At 59.3% G+C, this 17,255-nt stretch carries 16 protein-coding genes and 1 tRNA gene; 8 read left to right on the top strand and 9 right to left on the bottom strand.

Translation table 11 applies throughout. From position 1 onward, the window contains the following. Nucleotides 1-158: 158 nt before the first annotated feature. Complete coding sequence (gene rpoD, locus NOM67_RS15655; protein ID WP_263975067.1) at nucleotides 159-2,054, top strand: RNA polymerase sigma factor RpoD; 1,896 nt, start codon at nucleotides 159-161, stop codon at nucleotides 2,052-2,054. A gap of 184 nt (nucleotides 2,055-2,238) precedes the next feature. Next, nucleotides 2,239-2,315: transfer RNA gene (locus tag NOM67_RS15660), tRNA-Ile, on the top strand. 166 nt (nucleotides 2,316-2,481) lie between these two features. On the opposite strand, the gene NOM67_RS15665 is transcribed toward NOM67_RS15660, so the two are convergent. The 4 genes from NOM67_RS15665 to purH all read right to left on the bottom strand — a co-directional run bounded on the left by NOM67_RS15665 (nucleotide 2,482) and on the right by purH (nucleotide 6,633). Further along, entirely contained in the window at nucleotides 2,482-3,036 is a 555-nt protein-coding gene (locus NOM67_RS15665; RefSeq protein ID WP_156853864.1) for a cytochrome b/b6 domain-containing protein, read from the bottom strand. Beyond that, nucleotides 3,017-3,391, bottom strand: a complete 375-nt coding sequence (locus NOM67_RS15670; protein ID WP_041209147.1) for a cytochrome b562 — start codon at nucleotides 3,389-3,391, stop codon at nucleotides 3,017-3,019. The genes NOM67_RS15665 and NOM67_RS15670 overlap by 20 nt, the downstream gene beginning before the upstream one ends. A 247-nt stretch (nucleotides 3,392-3,638) precedes the next feature. Further along, the gene (gene purD / locus NOM67_RS15675) at nucleotides 3,639-4,931 is read right to left on the bottom strand and encodes a phosphoribosylamine--glycine ligase (RefSeq protein WP_185227768.1); all 1,293 of its coding nucleotides are present in this window, start codon (nucleotides 4,929-4,931) and stop codon (nucleotides 3,639-3,641) included. A 109-nt stretch (nucleotides 4,932-5,040) separates the two neighbouring features. Continuing rightward, on the bottom strand, nucleotides 5,041-6,633 hold the full coding sequence (purH, locus tag NOM67_RS15680) for a bifunctional phosphoribosylaminoimidazolecarboxamide formyltransferase/IMP cyclohydrolase (RefSeq protein ID WP_255938598.1): 1,593 nt from the start codon (nucleotides 6,631-6,633) through the stop codon (nucleotides 5,041-5,043). Nucleotides 6,634-7,054: 421 nt separating this feature from the next. Between purH and zntR the strand changes: the two genes are divergently transcribed. Both zntR and NOM67_RS15690 read left to right on the top strand, forming a co-directional pair. Beyond that, the gene (gene zntR, locus NOM67_RS15685; RefSeq protein ID WP_041209144.1) at nucleotides 7,055-7,507 is read left to right on the top strand and encodes a Zn(2+)-responsive transcriptional regulator; all 453 of its coding nucleotides are present in this window, start codon (nucleotides 7,055-7,057) and stop codon (nucleotides 7,505-7,507) included. 170 nt (nucleotides 7,508-7,677) lie between these two features. Beyond that, entirely contained in the window at nucleotides 7,678-7,917 is a 240-nt protein-coding gene (locus NOM67_RS15690) for an alternative ribosome-rescue factor A (protein WP_139395778.1), read from the top strand. A gap of 117 nt (nucleotides 7,918-8,034) precedes the next feature. Here the strand turns inward: NOM67_RS15690 and hemW are convergent, their stop codons facing one another. Together hemW and rdgB are read right to left on the bottom strand one after the other, a co-directional pair. Further along, the gene (gene hemW, locus NOM67_RS15695; protein WP_255938607.1) at nucleotides 8,035-9,180 is read right to left on the bottom strand and encodes a radical SAM family heme chaperone HemW; all 1,146 of its coding nucleotides are present in this window, start codon (nucleotides 9,178-9,180) and stop codon (nucleotides 8,035-8,037) included. 74 nt (nucleotides 9,181-9,254) lie between these two features. Further along, nucleotides 9,255-9,848, bottom strand: coding sequence for an RdgB/HAM1 family non-canonical purine NTP pyrophosphatase (gene rdgB / locus NOM67_RS15700; RefSeq protein ID WP_033112987.1), 594 nt, complete (start codon nucleotides 9,846-9,848; stop codon nucleotides 9,255-9,257). 235 nt (nucleotides 9,849-10,083) lie between these two features. On the opposite strand from rdgB, the gene NOM67_RS15705 reads away from it, so the two are divergent. The 3 genes from NOM67_RS15705 to NOM67_RS15715 all read left to right on the top strand — a co-directional run bounded on the left by NOM67_RS15705 (nucleotide 10,084) and on the right by NOM67_RS15715 (nucleotide 13,001). After that, nucleotides 10,084-11,247: a multidrug effflux MFS transporter gene (locus NOM67_RS15705; protein ID WP_162516865.1), complete on the top strand. Its 1,164-nt coding sequence runs from the start codon at nucleotides 10,084-10,086 to the stop codon at nucleotides 11,245-11,247. Nucleotides 11,248-11,382: 135 nt separating this feature from the next. After that, a complete protein-coding gene (locus tag NOM67_RS15710) occupies nucleotides 11,383-12,444 on the top strand; it encodes an oxidoreductase (RefSeq protein WP_203977500.1) in 1,062 nt (353 codons plus the stop codon). Nucleotides 12,445-12,752: 308 nt separating this feature from the next. Next, nucleotides 12,753-13,001 (top strand): hypothetical protein, encoded by a 249-nt coding sequence (locus NOM67_RS15715; protein ID WP_042030661.1) that lies wholly within the window; start codon nucleotides 12,753-12,755, stop codon nucleotides 12,999-13,001. 53 nt (nucleotides 13,002-13,054) lie between these two features. On the opposite strand, the gene rimJ is transcribed toward NOM67_RS15715, so the two are convergent. Together rimJ and NOM67_RS15725 are read right to left on the bottom strand one after the other, a co-directional pair. Next, complete coding sequence (rimJ, locus tag NOM67_RS15720; protein ID WP_255938608.1) at nucleotides 13,055-13,606, bottom strand: ribosomal protein S5-alanine N-acetyltransferase; 552 nt, start codon at nucleotides 13,604-13,606, stop codon at nucleotides 13,055-13,057. Then, a complete protein-coding gene (locus NOM67_RS15725) occupies nucleotides 13,606-14,160 on the bottom strand; it encodes a GNAT family N-acetyltransferase (RefSeq protein ID WP_033112982.1) in 555 nt (184 codons plus the stop codon). Before NOM67_RS15725 ends, rimJ begins: the two co-directional genes overlap by 1 nt. Before the next feature lie 351 nt (nucleotides 14,161-14,511). On the opposite strand from NOM67_RS15725, the gene NOM67_RS15730 reads away from it, so the two are divergent. After that, nucleotides 14,512-16,284, top strand: a complete 1,773-nt coding sequence (locus NOM67_RS15730) for a M4 family metallopeptidase (protein ID WP_255938609.1) — start codon at nucleotides 14,512-14,514, stop codon at nucleotides 16,282-16,284. A 30-nt stretch (nucleotides 16,285-16,314) separates the two neighbouring features. Here NOM67_RS15730 and NOM67_RS15735 read toward each other — a convergent pair whose 3' ends face one another. Further along, on the bottom strand, nucleotides 16,315-17,208 hold the full coding sequence (locus NOM67_RS15735; RefSeq protein ID WP_033112980.1) for a LysR family transcriptional regulator: 894 nt from the start codon (nucleotides 17,206-17,208) through the stop codon (nucleotides 16,315-16,317). Between the last annotated feature and the right edge of the window lie 47 nt (nucleotides 17,209-17,255).

Consider the following 17,255-nt stretch of genomic DNA (forward strand, 5'->3'; position numbering starts at 1 on the left):
GATAGCGTTGCCCGAATCGACGGGATGAAAAGCAAAAATTTTATAACCGCCTGGCCCCGACAATACTGCGGGCAGGGGTTTCTCATGACCGACGCCGCAACCAGACATAGCATGTCTGGCGGTTTTCTATTAGAATTGGCTATTTGCGCAGCAGCGCACTGTACGCGCAACCTAGCAGCACCAACCGGATGAGTTCTATGGAGCAAACCCCGCAGTCTCAGCTTAAACTCCTCGTTGCCAAAGGTAAAGAACAGGGCTACCTGACCTATGCCGAGGTGAACGATCACCTCCCGCAAGATATTGTCGATTCAGACCAGATCGAAGACATCATTCAGATGATCAACGATATGGGCATTCAAGTGGTTGAAAACGCTCCGGATGCCGATGACTTGATCATGGCTGAAGGGGGTACCGCCGATGAGGACGCTGCCGAAGCAGCGGCCCAGGCTCTGGCATCTGTTGAATCCGAGATTGGTCGCACGACCGATCCCGTCCGCATGTACATGCGGGAAATGGGTACTGTCGAACTGCTGACCCGCGAAGGCGAAATCGACATCGCCAAGCGGATCGAAGACGGTATCAACCAGGTACAAAGCTCCGTAGCCGAGTACCCGGAAGCCATCACTTACCTGCTCGAACAGTACGACAAGTACGAAGCCGAGCAGCTGCGTCTCTCCGACATCATCTCCGGTTTTATCGATCCGAACGATACCGAAGATATGGCGCCGACCGCCACGCACATCGGTTCCGAACTCAGCGAGGATGACCTGGCTGACGAAGACGAAGATGAAGACGAAGATGAAGACGAAGACGGCGACAACTCTGACGATGACGGTGACGGTGGTCCGGATCCGGAAGTCGCTCGCGAGAAGTTCGCCGAACTGCGCGCCCAGTATGAAGTGACCCGCCTCTCCATTCAGAAGAATGGTCGCGCGCACGATGATACCCAGGCCGCCATCGCCCAGCTGGCCGATGTGTTCCGTCAATTCCGCCTGATGCCCAAGCAGTTCGATCGCCTGGTCAACAACATGCGCGAAATGATGGAGCGCGTCCGCGTGCAGGAACGCATCATCATGAAACTCTGCGTTGAGCAGGCCAAGATGCCGAAGAAAACCTTCGTCGCGGCCTTCACCAACAACGAGTGCGAAACTGCCTGGTTTGAATACCAGAAACAGGCTGGCAAAGCCTGGTCTCCCCGTCTGATGGAGATGGATGAAGAGGTGCAGCGCGCCATCGGCAAACTGCAGCAGATCGAAGAAGAGACCGGTCTGTCGATTGCCCAGATCAAGGATATCAACCGTCGCATGAGCATCGGTGAGGCCAAGGCCCGCCGTGCGAAGAAAGAGATGGTTGAAGCCAACTTGCGTCTGGTTATCTCCATCGCCAAGAAGTACACCAACCGCGGTCTGCAGTTCCTGGATCTGATCCAGGAAGGCAACATCGGTCTGATGAAGGCGGTAGACAAGTTTGAATACCGTCGTGGCTACAAGTTCTCGACCTATGCAACCTGGTGGATCCGTCAGGCCATTACCCGCTCCATCGCGGATCAGGCCCGTACCATCCGTATCCCGGTACACATGATCGAGACCATCAACAAGCTCAACCGTATCTCCCGTCAAATGCTGCAGGAGATGGGTCGTGAACCGAACCCGGAAGAGCTGGCCATGCGCATGGGTATGCCGGAAGACAAGATCCGCAAGGTACTGAAAATCGCCAAAGAGCCTATCTCCATGGAGACGCCCATCGGTGATGATGAAGATTCCCACTTGGGCGACTTCATCGAAGATACCACCCTGGCTCTGCCGGCCGATGCCGCAACCAGCGAAAGCCTGCGCAACGCTACCCGCGAAGTACTGGCCGGTCTGACTGCTCGCGAAGCCAAGGTGCTGCGGATGCGTTTCGGTATCGACATGAATACTGACCACACCCTCGAGGAAGTGGGCAAGCAGTTCGACGTTACCCGTGAGCGTATTCGTCAGATTGAAGCCAAGGCACTGCGCAAATTGCGCCACCCGAGCCGCTCGGAAGTGCTGCGCAGCTTCCTGGACGAATAATCCGGGTAGTGCCAACCAGCTTGCCAAAGCCCCGCCATGCGGGGCTTTGTTTTGTCTGGAATTTACCCTTGCTACCCGCTTTGCGTCCTCTATCAAGCTGGACAATTAGTCGCCAAGTGGTTGATATGCCTATAGACTGCCCTTTCCTCTTCCCCTATAATCCACGCCGCTAAACGCACAATTTGGCCCCTTAGCTCAGTTGGTCAGAGCAGTCGACTCATAATCGATTGGTCGTGGGTTCAAGTCCCCCAGGGGCCACCAAATTGAAAAAAGGCCGCTCATCATGAGCGGCCTTTTTGCATCTGCGGATAGGGCAATGTCCAGTGATGAGATCGATAAGGTCATAAGAAAAGACCCGCCATTGGCGGGTCTGGGCAGGGTCCGGATCAGGCACCTCGAGCGAGGGCAAGGAGCCTAATGCTGAGCCTCAGGTCTGCTCGTCGCGACACTGGTTCGAGGCGTGACGGGGAAGCGAGGGCAGCATTCGGATCACCAGACTGCTGCGCTGACGCCACGAGGTGAACCCTATGGCCAGCAGATGCAGTGCGATCATGCCCTGCAGTGCCCAGGTGCACCAGACGTGCCAGTCATCAGCCCCCAGATCAAAACCCATCTCGGTATTCTGGAACCAGCCGGTACCGGCAGTTGCCAGCACCAGCAACCAGAGCGCCCATACCGCCAACTTGCCGCTGCCATGATGGCCTGGCGCCGGTGGCAACCGTTCACGCATCTCGTGCATCTGCTGGCGAAAATCCTCACCTTTGGGGATGAGGGCGCCCAAGCGGGCGTAGCCACGGGCAAAGGTGAGCCCCCAGAGCAAACGCACGGAGACCAGCGCGATAGCCGTATAACCGAGCCACTCGTGCCAATCCTCTCCCGCCTCATTGAGCCAGAGATTGCCGATACAGATGGCCGCCACACCCCAATGGGTCAGGCGAACCACTGCATCCCAGCGAAAGGGATCACCCTTTTTGCTTGGCATACTTGTGATACTCCTTCTTCAGGTCGTTGACCTTGGCCAGGTGCTCGCGCGCCTTGGCTTCGTCACCGGCCTTGAGTGCAGCCAGGCTGGCATCCAGCTCGGTCTGTACCTCATTCATGCCCTCGAGGAACTTCTCCTTCTTGGCGGCAGGCATGTTCTTCTGCTTGGCGATGTCGAGCTGAGCCTTCATCTCGTTGATGTGCTTCTCCATGGTAGCCGCATCATCAGCCTTGACCGCCTGCTTGTAGTTGAAGCCAATCTTCTTCATCGGCTGTTCCAGATCGCCAGCCATGGCAGGTAACGCGATCAGACCGAACATCAGGGGCAGCAGCAGGGGGCGAACAGTTTTCAACATGGGATTTCCTTATATAACAACATGCTCAAATTATTAGGGTCACCTATGAATCCAAACAGGAATTCATCACCAGCATAATGCCATGACTCATGGTGAAGCGTTTGTGAAAAATGATGTTTTTTGTGGCAAATGGTGACAAGAGTGCCTCGCTTGTTAACCACGGCAACATGAATGCATCGACAATAAGGCACTTTCCGGCATAAAAAACCCCGCCATTGGCGGGGCTTGTTACTGCGGGTATCGGCCATCAACCAGCCTGCTGTTCACGTTCGATGGCGCGCCAGCCGATGTCATTGCGATAGAAGACACCGTCCCACTGGATCCGGGCAGCCAGCTGATAGGCACGCTGCTGCGCTTCGGCCACTGTGTGGCCCAGCGCGGTGGCGCACAGCACCCGGCCACCGGCGGTCACTACGGTATCGCCATCAAGGCGGGTTCCCGCGTGGAATACCTTCTCGCCGCTCGCCTCTTCCACCGGCAGACCGCTGATGGCCTTGCCCTGCTGGTAGTCGCCGGGATAACCGCCAGCTGCCAGCACCACACCAATGGCCACGCGGGGGTCATAATTCGCTTCTACCTGATCCAGCTTGCCGGCACAGGCGGCCAGACAGAGTTCCACCAGATCGGAGCGCATCCGCAGCATGATGGGCTGGGTCTCGGGATCGCCGAAACGGCAGTTGAATTCGATCACCTTGGGATTGCCCTGACCGTCGATCATCAGGCCGGCGTAGAGGAAACCGGTGTAGACGTTGCCCTCGGCCGCCATGCCGCGCACGGTCGGCATAATCACCTGCTCCATCACCTTGCGGTGCACTTCATCAGTCACCACAGGCGCCGGCGAATAGGCGCCCATACCGCCGGTATTGAGGCCGGTATCGCCATCCCCTACCCGCTTGTGATCCTGACTGGTCGCCATCGGCAGCACATGCTCGCCATCGACCATGACGATGAAGCTCGCCTCTTCCCCTTCCAGGAACTCCTCGATCACTACCCGGGCACCGGCGTCGCCAAAGGCATTGCCGGAGAGCATGTCGCGCACGGCCTCTTCGGCCTCGGTCAGGGTCATCGCCACGATAACCCCCTTGCCAGCGGCCAGACCATCGGCCTTGATGACGATGGGCGCGCCCTTCTCGCGCAGATAGGCCAGCGCTGGCTCCACCTCGGTGAAGTTCTGGTACTCGGCAGTCGGGATGGCATGACGGGCCAGAAAATCCTTGGCGAAGGCCTTGGAGCCCTCCAGCTGGGCAGAAGCCGCGGTCGGACCGAAGATGGCCAGTCCCTCGGCACGGAAGGCATCGACCACCCCTTTCACCAGCGGCGCTTCCGGGCCAACGATGGTCAGACCGATGCGCTGCTCCTTGGCAAACGCCAGCAGAGCCGGGATATCGGTCGCAGCGATGGCCACGTTCTCGATGCTCCCTTCGTGCGCGGTGCCGGCATTGCCGGGGGCGACGAAGACCCGGGTCACCAGAGGGGATTGCTTGGCCTTCCAGGCCAGGGCGTGTTCGCGGCCACCATTGCCAATGATCAGTACTTTCATCGTATCGCTCGCTTCTATGTGGGTCACAGGCTTCCGCCAGAGGGAAGCCGGTCGCAATAGTCAGTGGAAAAGAGACAACAAAAGGGCCGCCCGTGGCGGCCCTGATCCATCAGTGACGGAAGTGGCGCATGTTGGTGAATACCATGCACATGCCGTGCTCGTCGGCGGCGTCGATCACCTCTTGATCGCGCATCGAGCCACCCGGCTGGATCACGCAGGAGATACCGGCAGCGGCGGCCGCATCGATGCCGTCGCGGAACGGGAAGAAGGCATCGGATGCCATGACGGAGCCCGCCACGGTCAGCCCTTCATCTGCCGCCTTGATACCGGCAATCTTGGCCGAATAGACGCGGCTCATCTGGCCGGCGCCAACACCGATGGTCTGGCCATCTTTGGCGTAGACGATGGCATTGGATTTGACGAACTTGGCCACTTTCCAGCAGAACAGCAGATCCTGCAGCTCGGCCTCGGTTGGCTGACGCTTGCTGACTACGGTCAGGTCGCCCAGCGTCACCATGCCGAGATCCCGCTCCTGCACCAGCAGGCCGCCGTTGACGCGCTTGAGGTCAAACCCTTGCGCCGGGGCCGTCCACTGACCGCATTCAAGCAGACGCACGTTCTGCTTGGCAGCGACCGCTTCGCGGGCCTCCTGACTGACAGTCGGGGCGATGATCACCTCGACGAACTGACGCTCGACGATGGCTTTGGCAGTGGCGCCATCCAGTTCGCGGTTGAAGGCGATGATACCGCCAAAGGCAGAAGTGGGGTCGGTCTGGTAGGCGCGATCGTAGGCACTCAGCAGGTCGTCACCAATGGCAACGCCGCAGGGGTTGGCATGTTTGACGATGACGCAGGCCGGCTCGTCGAACTCCTTCACGCACTCCAGCGCAGCATCGGTGTCGGCGATGTTGTTGTAGGAGAGCGCCTTGCCCTGCAGCTGGACAGCGCTGGAGACGGAACCCGGCGCGGCATGCTCCTCGGCATAGAAAGCAGCAGCCTGATGGCTGTTCTCGCCGTAGCGCATGTCCTGCTTCTTGATGAACTGGCTATTGAAGGTGCGCGGGAAGCGGGACTCCTCGTCACCCTCCTTGTTGTCACCATAAGAGGGCACCATGGTACCGAAGTAGTTGGCGATCATGCCGTCGTAGGCAGCGGTGTGCTCGAAGGCGGCGATGGCCAGATCGAAACGGGTGGCCAGTTTCAGGCTGTTGCCGTTGGCATCCATCTCGCGAATAACGCGATCGTAGTCGGCAGCTTTGACCACGATCGCGACATCTTTGTGGTTTTTAGCCGCAGAGCGAACCATGGTCGGGCCGCCGATGTCGATGTTTTCGACCGCATCGGCCAAAGTGCAGCCCGCTTTGGCAACGGTAGCAGCAAAGGGATAGAGGTTGACGACAACCATGTCGATGGGGGAGATAGCGTGCTGAGCCATGATGGCGTCATCCTGATCCCGACGGCCGAGAATGCCACCATGAACCTTGGGATGCAGGGTTTTGACCCGGCCATCCATCATTTCAGGGAAACCCGTGTAGTCGGAGACCTCGGTCACCGGCAGACCCGCCTCGCCGAGCAACTTGGCAGTACCGCCAGTAGAGAGCAGGGCGACGCCGCGTTCGTTGAGTGCCTTGGCAAATTCCAGAATGCCGGTTTTGTCAGACACACTCAGCAGTGCACGGCGAATGGGTCGAGCTTGTTCCATCACACTATCGTCCTCAACATAACGGGGACCGTTCCATGGGAGGCGAGGCTCAACACAGAGAGTCCCCAAATAAATGGAAGTGGGGGGATTTCGCAAACCACTCTCGCCACAGGCCTGACAACGGCAAAAGTGCTTTAAGAAATGCCCGCTTGGTGCGGCGCTCTCTTATGGGCGCGTATTCTACACAAAAAATGTGACGGGTGGTGGATTTTTTAAATAGCAAAACCCTTGTGTGGCGCGGCGTTAAACGTTTGCCACTTGATTTTTGCCAAACGTTTGCCATTTAAGGGTTTTATGGCAAAAGAGCGGCCAAACCAACTTTTGTCTGCCCCTTTTATGCCCTTGGCTGGCAATCGTCCGGCAAAGGGGTGATAGTGGGTTCCGGTTTTGTTGAGTCGCATATCCAACGGGAGAAAAGGGCATGTACCGGATCGGTGAACTGGCCAAGGCGTGCGGGGTCAAGGCAGATACCCTGCGTTTTTACGAGAAGAACGGGCTCATCTCGCCGGGGATCCGTAACGAATCTGGCTACCGCCTCTACAGCGAACAGGACAAGCGGCGGCTGGAGTTCATCATTCGCGCCAAGTCGGTGGGATTCTCGCTGGCCGATATCGGCGAGCTGCTCGACCTCGATACCAACAAGGCCAAGGTCACCTGTCAGGAGGTAAAAGCGGTAGCTGACACCAAGCTGGCCCAGGTGGAGCAGAAGATCATCGAACTGACCCGCTTTCGCGACAACCTGCGCGAGCTCTCCAACATCTGCTGTGGCGGGCCGCGCTCGGCGGAGCACTGCGCCATTCTGGAAACACTGGAGTCGGGAGCACCCGCTCATCACGAGCATCATAACCACGATGAGCATGACCACGTTGGCTGACGGCACCAGCCCGCTCATTGCTCCAGCGGCGATTTGGTGACAAAATCGCCGCGTTTTTAACCGGTGCCAGTGCATCCGGTTGACGGGCGCTAGCCTGAACAGGCGCCCGTCGCGAAAACCGCCATCCAGACACAAGAGTCAACACAGCAAGAGCAAGAAGAGGAGCCATCATGGCCAAGATTCGGGTCGACCAACCCGCCCTCCCCCGTGAGGAGCATGCGCAAGGGGGCAACTATGCCCATCAGCGCGGCGAGATAAAGGATAACCATCTGCACGCCCTGCTCTCCGATCCCCTGTTTCGCAGCCGGGTCGAGCGCAACAAGAAGGGCAAGGGGAGTTACCAGCGCAAGGCCAAATTTGGCAAGCGGTGGGAGCCCGGCCAACATCAGATGATCCGCGTCTGCTGCTGAGCGGGTTTCTACCGACCATAAACAATCAGGGCGCCAATGGCGCCCTGATTGTTTTGACAGAAGAAGCGATTTGGCAACGCCAACTCACCGCCTCAAAAGCGTGCCTCAACAGGACGCTTACTCATCCATAAACAGTTCGAGCAGCACGTTGAGATAGCGATGACCGAGGGAGGTAAGCTGCCAGCTATCCCCCAGATCGTCGATCAGCTCCTTGCTCTGGGCAATGGTCAGCACCGTCTCCACCCGCTCCAGTGGCAAGCCGGTATAGGCCTCGAACTCCGCCTTGGGGGCCGGTTCAAACAGGCGGAAGCGGTTCATAAAGTATTCGAGCGGCAGATCGTCTGCCGTCACCTGCCACTGCTCGTCCAGATAGGAGCGGCTCTTGTCCAGATACCCTTTCGGATGCTTCACCTTGGCAGTGCGCAGGATCTGCTGATCCGCGAGATCAGTCACTTTGCCGTGGGCACCGCAACCAATCCCCAGGTAGTCGCCAAAGCGCCAGTAGTTGAGGTTGTGACTGCACTGATAGCCCTCTTTGGCGTAAGCCGAGATCTCGTACTGGCGATAACCACTGGCGGTGAGCATGGCGTGGCCCTGTTCGTAGATGTCCCACAGGGTGTCATCTTCCGGCAGTTTGGGAGGTTTGGAGGCAAACGCCGTGTTCGGCTCTATGGTGAGCTGATACCAGGAGAGGTGCGGCGGGGCGCAGTCGATAGCCTGCTGCAGATCATAAATAGCGTCATCCAGACTCTGATCCGGCAGACCGTGCATCAGATCCAGATTAAAGGTGGGCAACTTGATGGAGTGGGCCAGTGCAGCGGCTTTGCGCGCCTCTTCCGGGCCGTGGATACGCCCAAGCCGGGTCAGCTTCTCCTGCTGGAAGCTCTGCACCCCGATGGAGATGCGGTTGATGCCAGCGAGCTGGAAACCGGAAAACTTGTCCGCTTCCACCGTGCCCGGGTTGGCCTCCATGGTGATCTCGCAATCTGCAGTGAGCGGAATGCGGGCCCGTACCCCGTCCAGCAGGGTTTGCATCGCCTCGACCGTCAGCAGGCTGGGGGTACCGCCACCGATAAAAATCGAGGAGAGCGGCCGCCCTTGTGCCCACTTCAGATCCTGATCCAGATCCTCCAGCAGGGCGGCGACATATTCGAGGTGAGGCAACTCCCCTTTCTGGGCATGGGAGTTGAAGTCACAGTAAGGGCACTTCTGGACGCACCAGGGCACATGAATATAGAGAGAGAGCGGCGGCAGTTGCAGCATGGACGTTCCAATAAAACGGGGGCTCAAGGCCCCCATTGTAGATGACAATATGCGATGGGCGGTGGAGGCTTAACTCAGTGAGCCGCCAGCGCCGCTTTCAGTTTGGCCAGCGCCTGGGCACGGTGGCTCAGCTGGTTCTTCAGCTCGGCCGGCATCTGGGCCGCAGTGCAGTCGTGGTCCGGCACGAAGAAGACGGGGTCATAGCCAAAACCATGCTGACCGCGCTGCTCATCGATGATCATCCCTTCCCAGCTTGCCTGACAGATGATGGGGGTAGGATCGTCGGCGTGGCGCATATAGACCAGCACACACCAGAAACGGGCGCTCTTGAGATAATCGGGCGCACCTTTGAGCTCAGCCAGCAACTTCTCGATATTGGCCTTGTCACCGGCCCCCTGACCGGCAAAGCGGGCGGAGTAGACCCCGGGACGGCCCTGCAGCAGATCCACTTCCAGACCGGAGTCATCGGCCACGGCGGGCAGGCCGGTAATGCGGGCGGCGTGGCGCGCCTTGATGATGGCGTTTTCAACGAAGGTGGTGCCGGTCTCGTCGGCATCGGAGACAGCAAACTCGCTCTGCGGGATCACCTGGATCTTCATGTCGGCCAGCATGGCGGCCAACTCCTTCACCTTTTTCTGGTTACCTGTTGCCAGGACAAGCTTGTTCATCGAGCACCTCCGCAAAAATAATCAGCGCATTCTATGCGGCGCAAGCGTTTAGTAAAAGCGCCAATTACAGCAGCAGCCATGGCTTGAGCGGGAGTTAACCCCCTTTCAATAGAGCGCTTTTTGATACATGTTTCCACAGAGGAATAACCAAAGTGATTAAATACCATTTCTATTCATTACTTTGAGCCAGTAGACTCGCGCACCAATTCAATTCCGGCTAATAGAGAGGTGACAGATGCCATTGATTCTTTTACTTGTACTGCTGGTGCTGTTCAGCCCGTTGGCCATCGACATCTACCTGCCCGCCATTCCGCAGATGGCCGAACAGCTCGGGGCGAAAGTGACCCTGATGCAGGGCACCATCACCTGGTTCCTGTTCAGCATGGGGCTGGGACAACTGCTGGTCGGGCCGCTGGCCGACCGCTATGGCCGCAAACCGGTAGCTCTGGGCGGCGTACTGCTCTACGGTCTGAGTGCGCTGGGCGCAGGGTTCGCCGCCAGCCTCGGTGAACTGATGCTGGCTCGGGTGCTACAGGGCTTTGGCGCCTGCGCCACCTCGGTCGCCGCCTTCTCGGTGGTGCGTGACAGCTATGGCCCGAAAAAGAGCGGCCAGATGATCTCCTATCTCAATGGCGCCATCTGCTTTATCCCGGCCCTCGCCCCCCTGCTCGGTGGCTGGCTCACCGCCAAGGCGGGCTGGTCGGCCAACTTCTGGTTTATGGCCGGTTATGCGCTCATCGTCGGCAGCTGGCTGCTGTGGCGGATGCCGGAGACCCGCCCTGAGGAGACCCGCAGCGAAGGGGCCCTCATCAGCTGGTCGCGCTACAGCCCGGTACTACGCTCCCCCAGCTTCCTGTTCAACGCGGCGCTGTGCATGCTGGCGATGGCGGTGATCCTCGCCTATGTCACCGCTGCGCCGGTACAGCTGATGGTGAAGCTGGGACTGGATATGAGCGGCTTTAGCTACTGGTTTACCGCCAACGCCGCGCTCAACATTCTGGCCTGTTTCATGGCCCCGCGCTTTATCGCCAAGGTGGGGCCAAGACGCACCCTGCGTATCGGCCTGCTGGTGTTGATGCTCTCGGCCATCGCCCTGACGCTGGCGATGCACATAGAACATCCGCTGGCGATGATGGGGCCGGTATTCCTCTCCAGCATCGGCTTTGCCATGATCCTGGGTTCGGCCGCCGGGATGGCGCTGGCACCGTTCGGCCACTGCGCCGGTACCGCTGCCGCCCTGCTCGGCCTGTTCCAGATGAGCGGCTCCGGTGCACTGGTTGGCCTGACCGGCGCCCTGATGCACGACCCGCTCAGCCAGCTGGCATTGCATATGTGGCTACTGCTGCCACCGCTGGTGATGCTGATGACCCGACGCGGCCGCCGCTTGTGTTTGCAATAAATCCTGTGCTCTGATGGGCACACTCAGGGGGCCATCGGCCCCCTTCTCGTTTGTATCGCCTTTACAGCATATGGCCATCCGGCAGAGAGCCGGCGATGGCAACCCCACTCACTCGATGTCAGCGGAGAACTCCCGATGAGCCACACTCTCAACGCAGCCCTGGTGGGCTATGGCTTTGCAGGCAAGACCTTCCACGCCCCCTTCCTCTCCACCACGCCCGGCTTGTCCCTGAGCTGGGTGGTGAGCAGCGATGCTGCCAAGGTGCAGGCCGATCTGCCCGGCTGCCGGGTTGGTTCACTGGAAGAAGTGCTGAGCGATGAGACCATCGATCTGGTGGTGATCGCTACCCCCAACGATACCCACGCTCCTCTGGCCCGTCAGGCGCTGCTGGCTGGCAAACACGTCGTCATCGACAAGCCCTTTGCGCTGGATCTGGCCGAAGCGGCAGAGCTGGTCGAGCTGGCCCGCAAGCAGCAGCGACTGCTCAGCATCTTCCACAACCGCCGTTGGGACGGGGATTTCCTTACCGTGCGCCGTTTGATTGCCGAGGGGACGCTGGGGCAGATCGCCCAGTTCGAATCCCATTTCGATCGCTATCGCCCCGAGGTGCGTCAACGCTGGCGCGAAGCGGGTGGCCCGGGTTCCGGACTCTGGTTCGATCTCGGCCCCCATGTGCTGGATCAGGCGCTACAACTGTTCGGCCAACCGGACTGGCTACAGGCAGACCTTGCCGGGCAGCGCCCCGGTGCCCTGGCTGATGACTACTTCCATGTAGTGCTGGGCTATGGTGAGCGGTCTGGCGAAATGCGAGTGATCCTGCATGGTAGCTGTCTGGTATCGGCCACCATGCCCCGCTTTGTCATTCACGGCAGTCAGGGCTCGTTCGTCAAATTCGGTATGGATGTGCAGGAAGATCAGCTCAAGCTGGGCAAGCGGCCACCAGCTGCGGATTGGGGGCTGGATAGCGAACCCGGTCAGCTCAGTCGTATCGTGGATGGCCAATTGCAGCAACAGAGCCTGACCGGCGAAGCGGGCGATTACGGCGCCTACTACCGCGGCGTCTGTGCCGCCATCAGAGGTGAGGGAGATAACCCGGTACCCGCCACAGAAGCGTTGGCGGTGATGGCACTGCTGGACCTTGCCCGCGAGAGCAACCGCTTGAGGCAACGGCTGAGCTGTCAGAAGCTGTCTGACTAACGCGGTGCAGCTTGCCGCTCTGGCAGTTATGGATACCGTTTAAACTGCCAATCAACATCAATAACTTGGTGGTTTATTGTGCATCAACCACAAATAAGCGGCATCTTGTATTGATATCAGTCGTTGCAGTGGAGCTTTTTATCCACTGCACGAAAAAATGTCATTGTGATATCCGTTTTCATCGGTAACCAATGGGGCTATATTGCGCCCGCCTCCCTGAGTCCCGGCCTCTTGTCTTATTCCGGGTCACGGTGGGCGCAGTGATGGTTGTTTCGACCATCTCTCCATCTTTTTTTGAGGGAATGCACATGAACAAAGTACTGGTAGCCGGTATCCTGGGTCTGATGTTGACTGCTTGCGGTCAGAAAGAAGAAAAAGCTGCCGCGCCTGCTGCTGCTCCGGCCGCCGAAGTTGCTGCAACTGTAGAAAAAGCCGCTAGCGAAGCCACCTCTACCGTAGAGAAAGCCACCTCCGAAGCGACTGCAACCGTTGAAAAAGCTGCTGACGAAGCTGCTACCAAGGTTGAAGCTGCAGTGAGCGATGCCAAGGCCAACTAAGCCTGCACCTCATTGAAAGACGGGCCCCATGGGCCCGTTTTTTTATCTGCCGCTCAAGGCGCCGGATTAATCAGCGAGGTGAGGATGTGATCCTCCCAGCGGCCATTGATCATCAGATACTCCCGCGCATACCCCTCCCGCTCGAATCCGAGTCGCTCCAGCAAGGCGCCGCTACGCAGGTTGGCGGGCATATAGCAGGCCATGATGCGATGCAGTCCCTGCTCGCGAAACAGATAGTCGATGGCGGCAGTCAGGATCTCCTGCATCAGCCCCTGCCCCTCATGCTGCCGGTCGATGGCATAGCCGAGGTGACACGCCTTGAAGATCCCCATCATGATGTTGCTGAAGTTGCAGGTGGCGATCACCCGCTCACCCGCCGGATCGAGCGCCACCAGATTGACCCCGGTGCCGCTGAAAAACTGGCTGTAGCTATTCTGCAGCCGGTTATGCCAGTAAGAAAGGGTGTAGAAATGGTCGTCGCGCAGCGGCTCCCACGGGGTAAGGTGGTCGCGATTGCGCCGGTAAAAGTCGAGGATCATAGGGGCCTGATCGGGGGTCAGCAGCGTCAGGTGGGCTCGCGGGGTTTTGATATGGGGGAGCGCCATCAGGAGTCTCTCTGCCCAAGCCATTCGTCGCGCAGCAGGCTGTAGTGAACATGATCCACCACCCGGGAACCCAGTCGCTCCGCACGCCGGGTAATCCCCTCCTGCTGCATCCCGAGCCGCTCACAGACGGCTCTGCTGGGCTCATTGTCGGTCGCGGCAGTGATCTCCACCTTCTCCATCCCCATCTCTTCAAAGGCGTGATGGATCAGCGCATGACAGGCCCGGGTAATGATGCCGTTGCCCTGCCAGCGCTCTGCCAGCCAGTAGCCGATGACCACCTTGCCCAGATCGTGATCGATGCTGTTGTAGCCAATGACCCCAACCACCTCCCCCTGATACTCGATGGCGGTGGTCAGCCCCTCGCCACGGGCAAACTTCTCGATGGCATGACGGATAAAAGTTGCGCTGTCGGCTGGACGCAAAATGAAAGGGGGCCAGGGCAGCCATTGGGAGAGGTACTCCCGGTTGTCATTGCAGAGGGCAAACAGCTCGCTCGCCATGTCTGGCTGCAAGAAGAGCAGCGCCAGCTCGTCATCCAACTGCCATGAAAACATGGGATTCTCCTTTTAAATCAGTCGCCAAAACATGGGGCTGCCCCAATGTAGCCAATCGCAACTTGGCACGCCAGCCACTTTTGTCACCCCCTCATTACCTCTCTTGGTACGAAGAGGCGACAGCCCCGAACTATTTCTCTCCCTCCAAAGAGGAGGGTGGCTCTCTGAAACCGGATAACTCTCTTTGAACGGCTCCTTTTGATGCCCAAAACGGGCCATTCAGCAGATCCTGCTACCCCTCTGTGCTGCGCTGTCACATCTGACAGGAGGCACTTTTTTCCCCCCGAACTAGCTTGAAAACGCCCGACCTGGGGTCGGTTCAACAACATCATCGATTTAAGGAAAGAAGAGATGAATAAAGTATTTCTGGCCGTGGCACTGGCCTGTTGGGGAGGAGCCGCCATGGCGGCACAAGAAGTCGAGATCAACGTTAACGCAAGCAGCGCCAGAGCAATGTCTGGGCTCAATGCCGGCTCCGGCACACTGCAGCTGGAAGATGGCGAGTTTCGTCAGGTGCGGGTAGTCAAACTGCCCAACGGACAACAGCGGATCCGCTACGAGCAGACCTGGAACGGCATTCCGGTAATGGGCCAGGTCGTGGTGGCAGACAAGAGCCTGAGCGGCCAGCTGCAGCAGGCCACCGGGCGCATGTTGCGCCAGATTGATCAGGATGTGGCGAGCCCGGTCGCAACCCTCTCGCCACAGGATGCCGCCAGCAAGGCCAAGGCGGGCAGCAAGGGGAGCAACGAGCAGATCAAGCTTTACGTGATGCAGGACGAGAACGGTCTGGCCAGACTGGTCTATCAGGTCTCCTTCGTTGCGGAAGGTGCCAAGCCGAGCCGCCCCTTCGTCATCCTCGATGCCCAGAGCGGCGAGGAGCTCAAACGCTGGGAGGGGATCAACCACAAGGACGCCACCGGCCCCGGGGGCAACATCAAGACCGGCAAATACTTCTATGGCACCGACTTTGGCCCGCTCATCGTCGATGACAGCTGCCGGATGACCAGCCCCAACGTCGATACCATCAACCTCAACCACGCCACCTCTGGCGGCACCATCCACCAGTTCACCTGCCCGGAGAACCGGGTCAAGGAGATCAACGGCGCCTACTCGCCGCTCAACGACGCTCACTACTTCGGCAACGTGGTATTCGACATGTACCGCAACTGGTACAACACGGCGCCATTGACCTTCAAGCTGAAGATGCGGGTTCACTACAGCAAGAATTACGAGAACGCCTTCTGGGATGGCAGCCAGATGACCTTCGGGGACGGGGCCACCACCTTCTACCCGCTGGTAAGCCTCGACGTGGCAGCCCACGAGGTGAGTCACGGCTTTACCGAACAGAACTCGGGGCTGGTCTACTCAGGACAATCCGGAGGGATCAACGAGGCCTTCTCCGACATGGCGGGGGAAGCGGCCGAGTTCTACATGAAGGGGAGCAACGACTGGCTGGTCGGGGCGCAGATCTTCAAGGGCAACGGTTCCCTGCGCTACTTCGAGGATCCGACCCGGGATGGCAAATCCATCGGCCATGCCAGCGACTACTACGACGGCATCGACGTGCACCACAGTTCAGGGGTCTATAACCGCGCCTTCTACCTGCTGGCCAACAGCAGCGGCTGGAACACCCGCAAGGCGTTCGAGGTGTTCGTGCTGGCCAACCGCCTCTACTGGGGCGCCAACACCGACTATCAGCAAGGGGCTTGCGGCGTTAGCCGGGCCACTGCCGATCTGGGCTACAACAAGGCCGATGTGGCGCGGGCCTTCCAGACCGTCGGGGTCGATGCCAGCTGCGGTACGACACCGCCAAGCGACAACGAGCTGAAAAATGGCGTGCCGCTGAGCAATCTCTCCGCCAGCAAGGGGGGCAAACTCAACTACACCCTGACCGTACCGGCGGGCACCAAGTCACTGCAGATCAACAGCAGCGGCGGCACCGGTGATGCCGACCTCTACGTCCGCTTTGGCTCTGCCCCCACCAGCAGCAGCTACGACTGCCGTCCATACAAGGGCGGTAACAACGAAAGCTGCTCCTTCACCAATCCCAAGGCAGGTACCTGGTACGTCCAGCTTTCCGGCTTTGCTGCATTCAGTGGCGTGACCCTCAAGGCCAGCTACTGATCCTCCGGCGCGGGGGCAACCCCGCGCCCTTTACTCCTTGCGCCACCGTTTGGCCAGTGACCGGGCCATGGCCAGTACCGTCTCTCTGGCGGGATTGGGCCGCTTGCCACCGCGCCAGGCCATCATGACGTCCCAGTGATCCTGCGGCAAATTGACCACATCGAGTCTGATCAGTCGCCCCATCTCCAGATCCCGCGCAATCGCCAGCTCCGGCATCAAAGTGATGAAGCCGTGCTCCAGCGCCAGTTCCCGCGCCGCACTGGCCGGTTGTATGCCGTGAATGGGGCTGGCAACACGGCGGATCCGCCGCAACTGTTGGATGAAGGCATCACACCCCGGCCCCCACACCTGGGGAGCCAACCGCTGATCGGCGATATCCTCCAGCGTGAGGCCGTGGCAGCCGGCCAGGGGATGGAGCGGTGAGGCGATGGCGATGATGGGAGAGCAGCAGAGCAGCTCCATCTGCAGGCCGGAGACCGGCGGACGCTTGAGCACAAAGCCGATATCCGCCTCCCCAGTCAGCAGCGCCTGCATGATGTCGCCCGAGTGATCCGTGGTACAGCGGATCTCGAACGGCTCGTCCACCAGCTCCATCAACAGCGAGCCAAACACCACCGAGGTGAGCGAAGGGAGGCTGGAGAGACGGATACAGGGCAGTGCCGGTGCTCCCTGTAGTGCCAACCGTCCTTCACTCAGGGTGGCCAGCGCCGAGCGGGCGGCAGGGAGAAACTCCTCGCAGGCACGGGTCGGCGTCACACCGCGCCGATGACGCTGAAACAGTGGGGCACCGAGGCTCACCTCCAGCTGGGCAATCCGCTGGCTCACCAGTGGTTGTGACCAGCCGCGGATGGCTGCGGCCTGACTAAAACTGCCCAGCTCGGCCACATCCAGCAGCAGTTGCAGATCGTCCAGATCCATAGACATAAATAATCCTGATATGAAATATAGGTAGTTGTCGTCTACCACTATAT

The organism is Aeromonas sp. SG16, from assembly GCF_024436135.1.
GTDB lineage: Bacteria > Pseudomonadota > Gammaproteobacteria > Enterobacterales > Aeromonadaceae > Aeromonas > Aeromonas jandaei.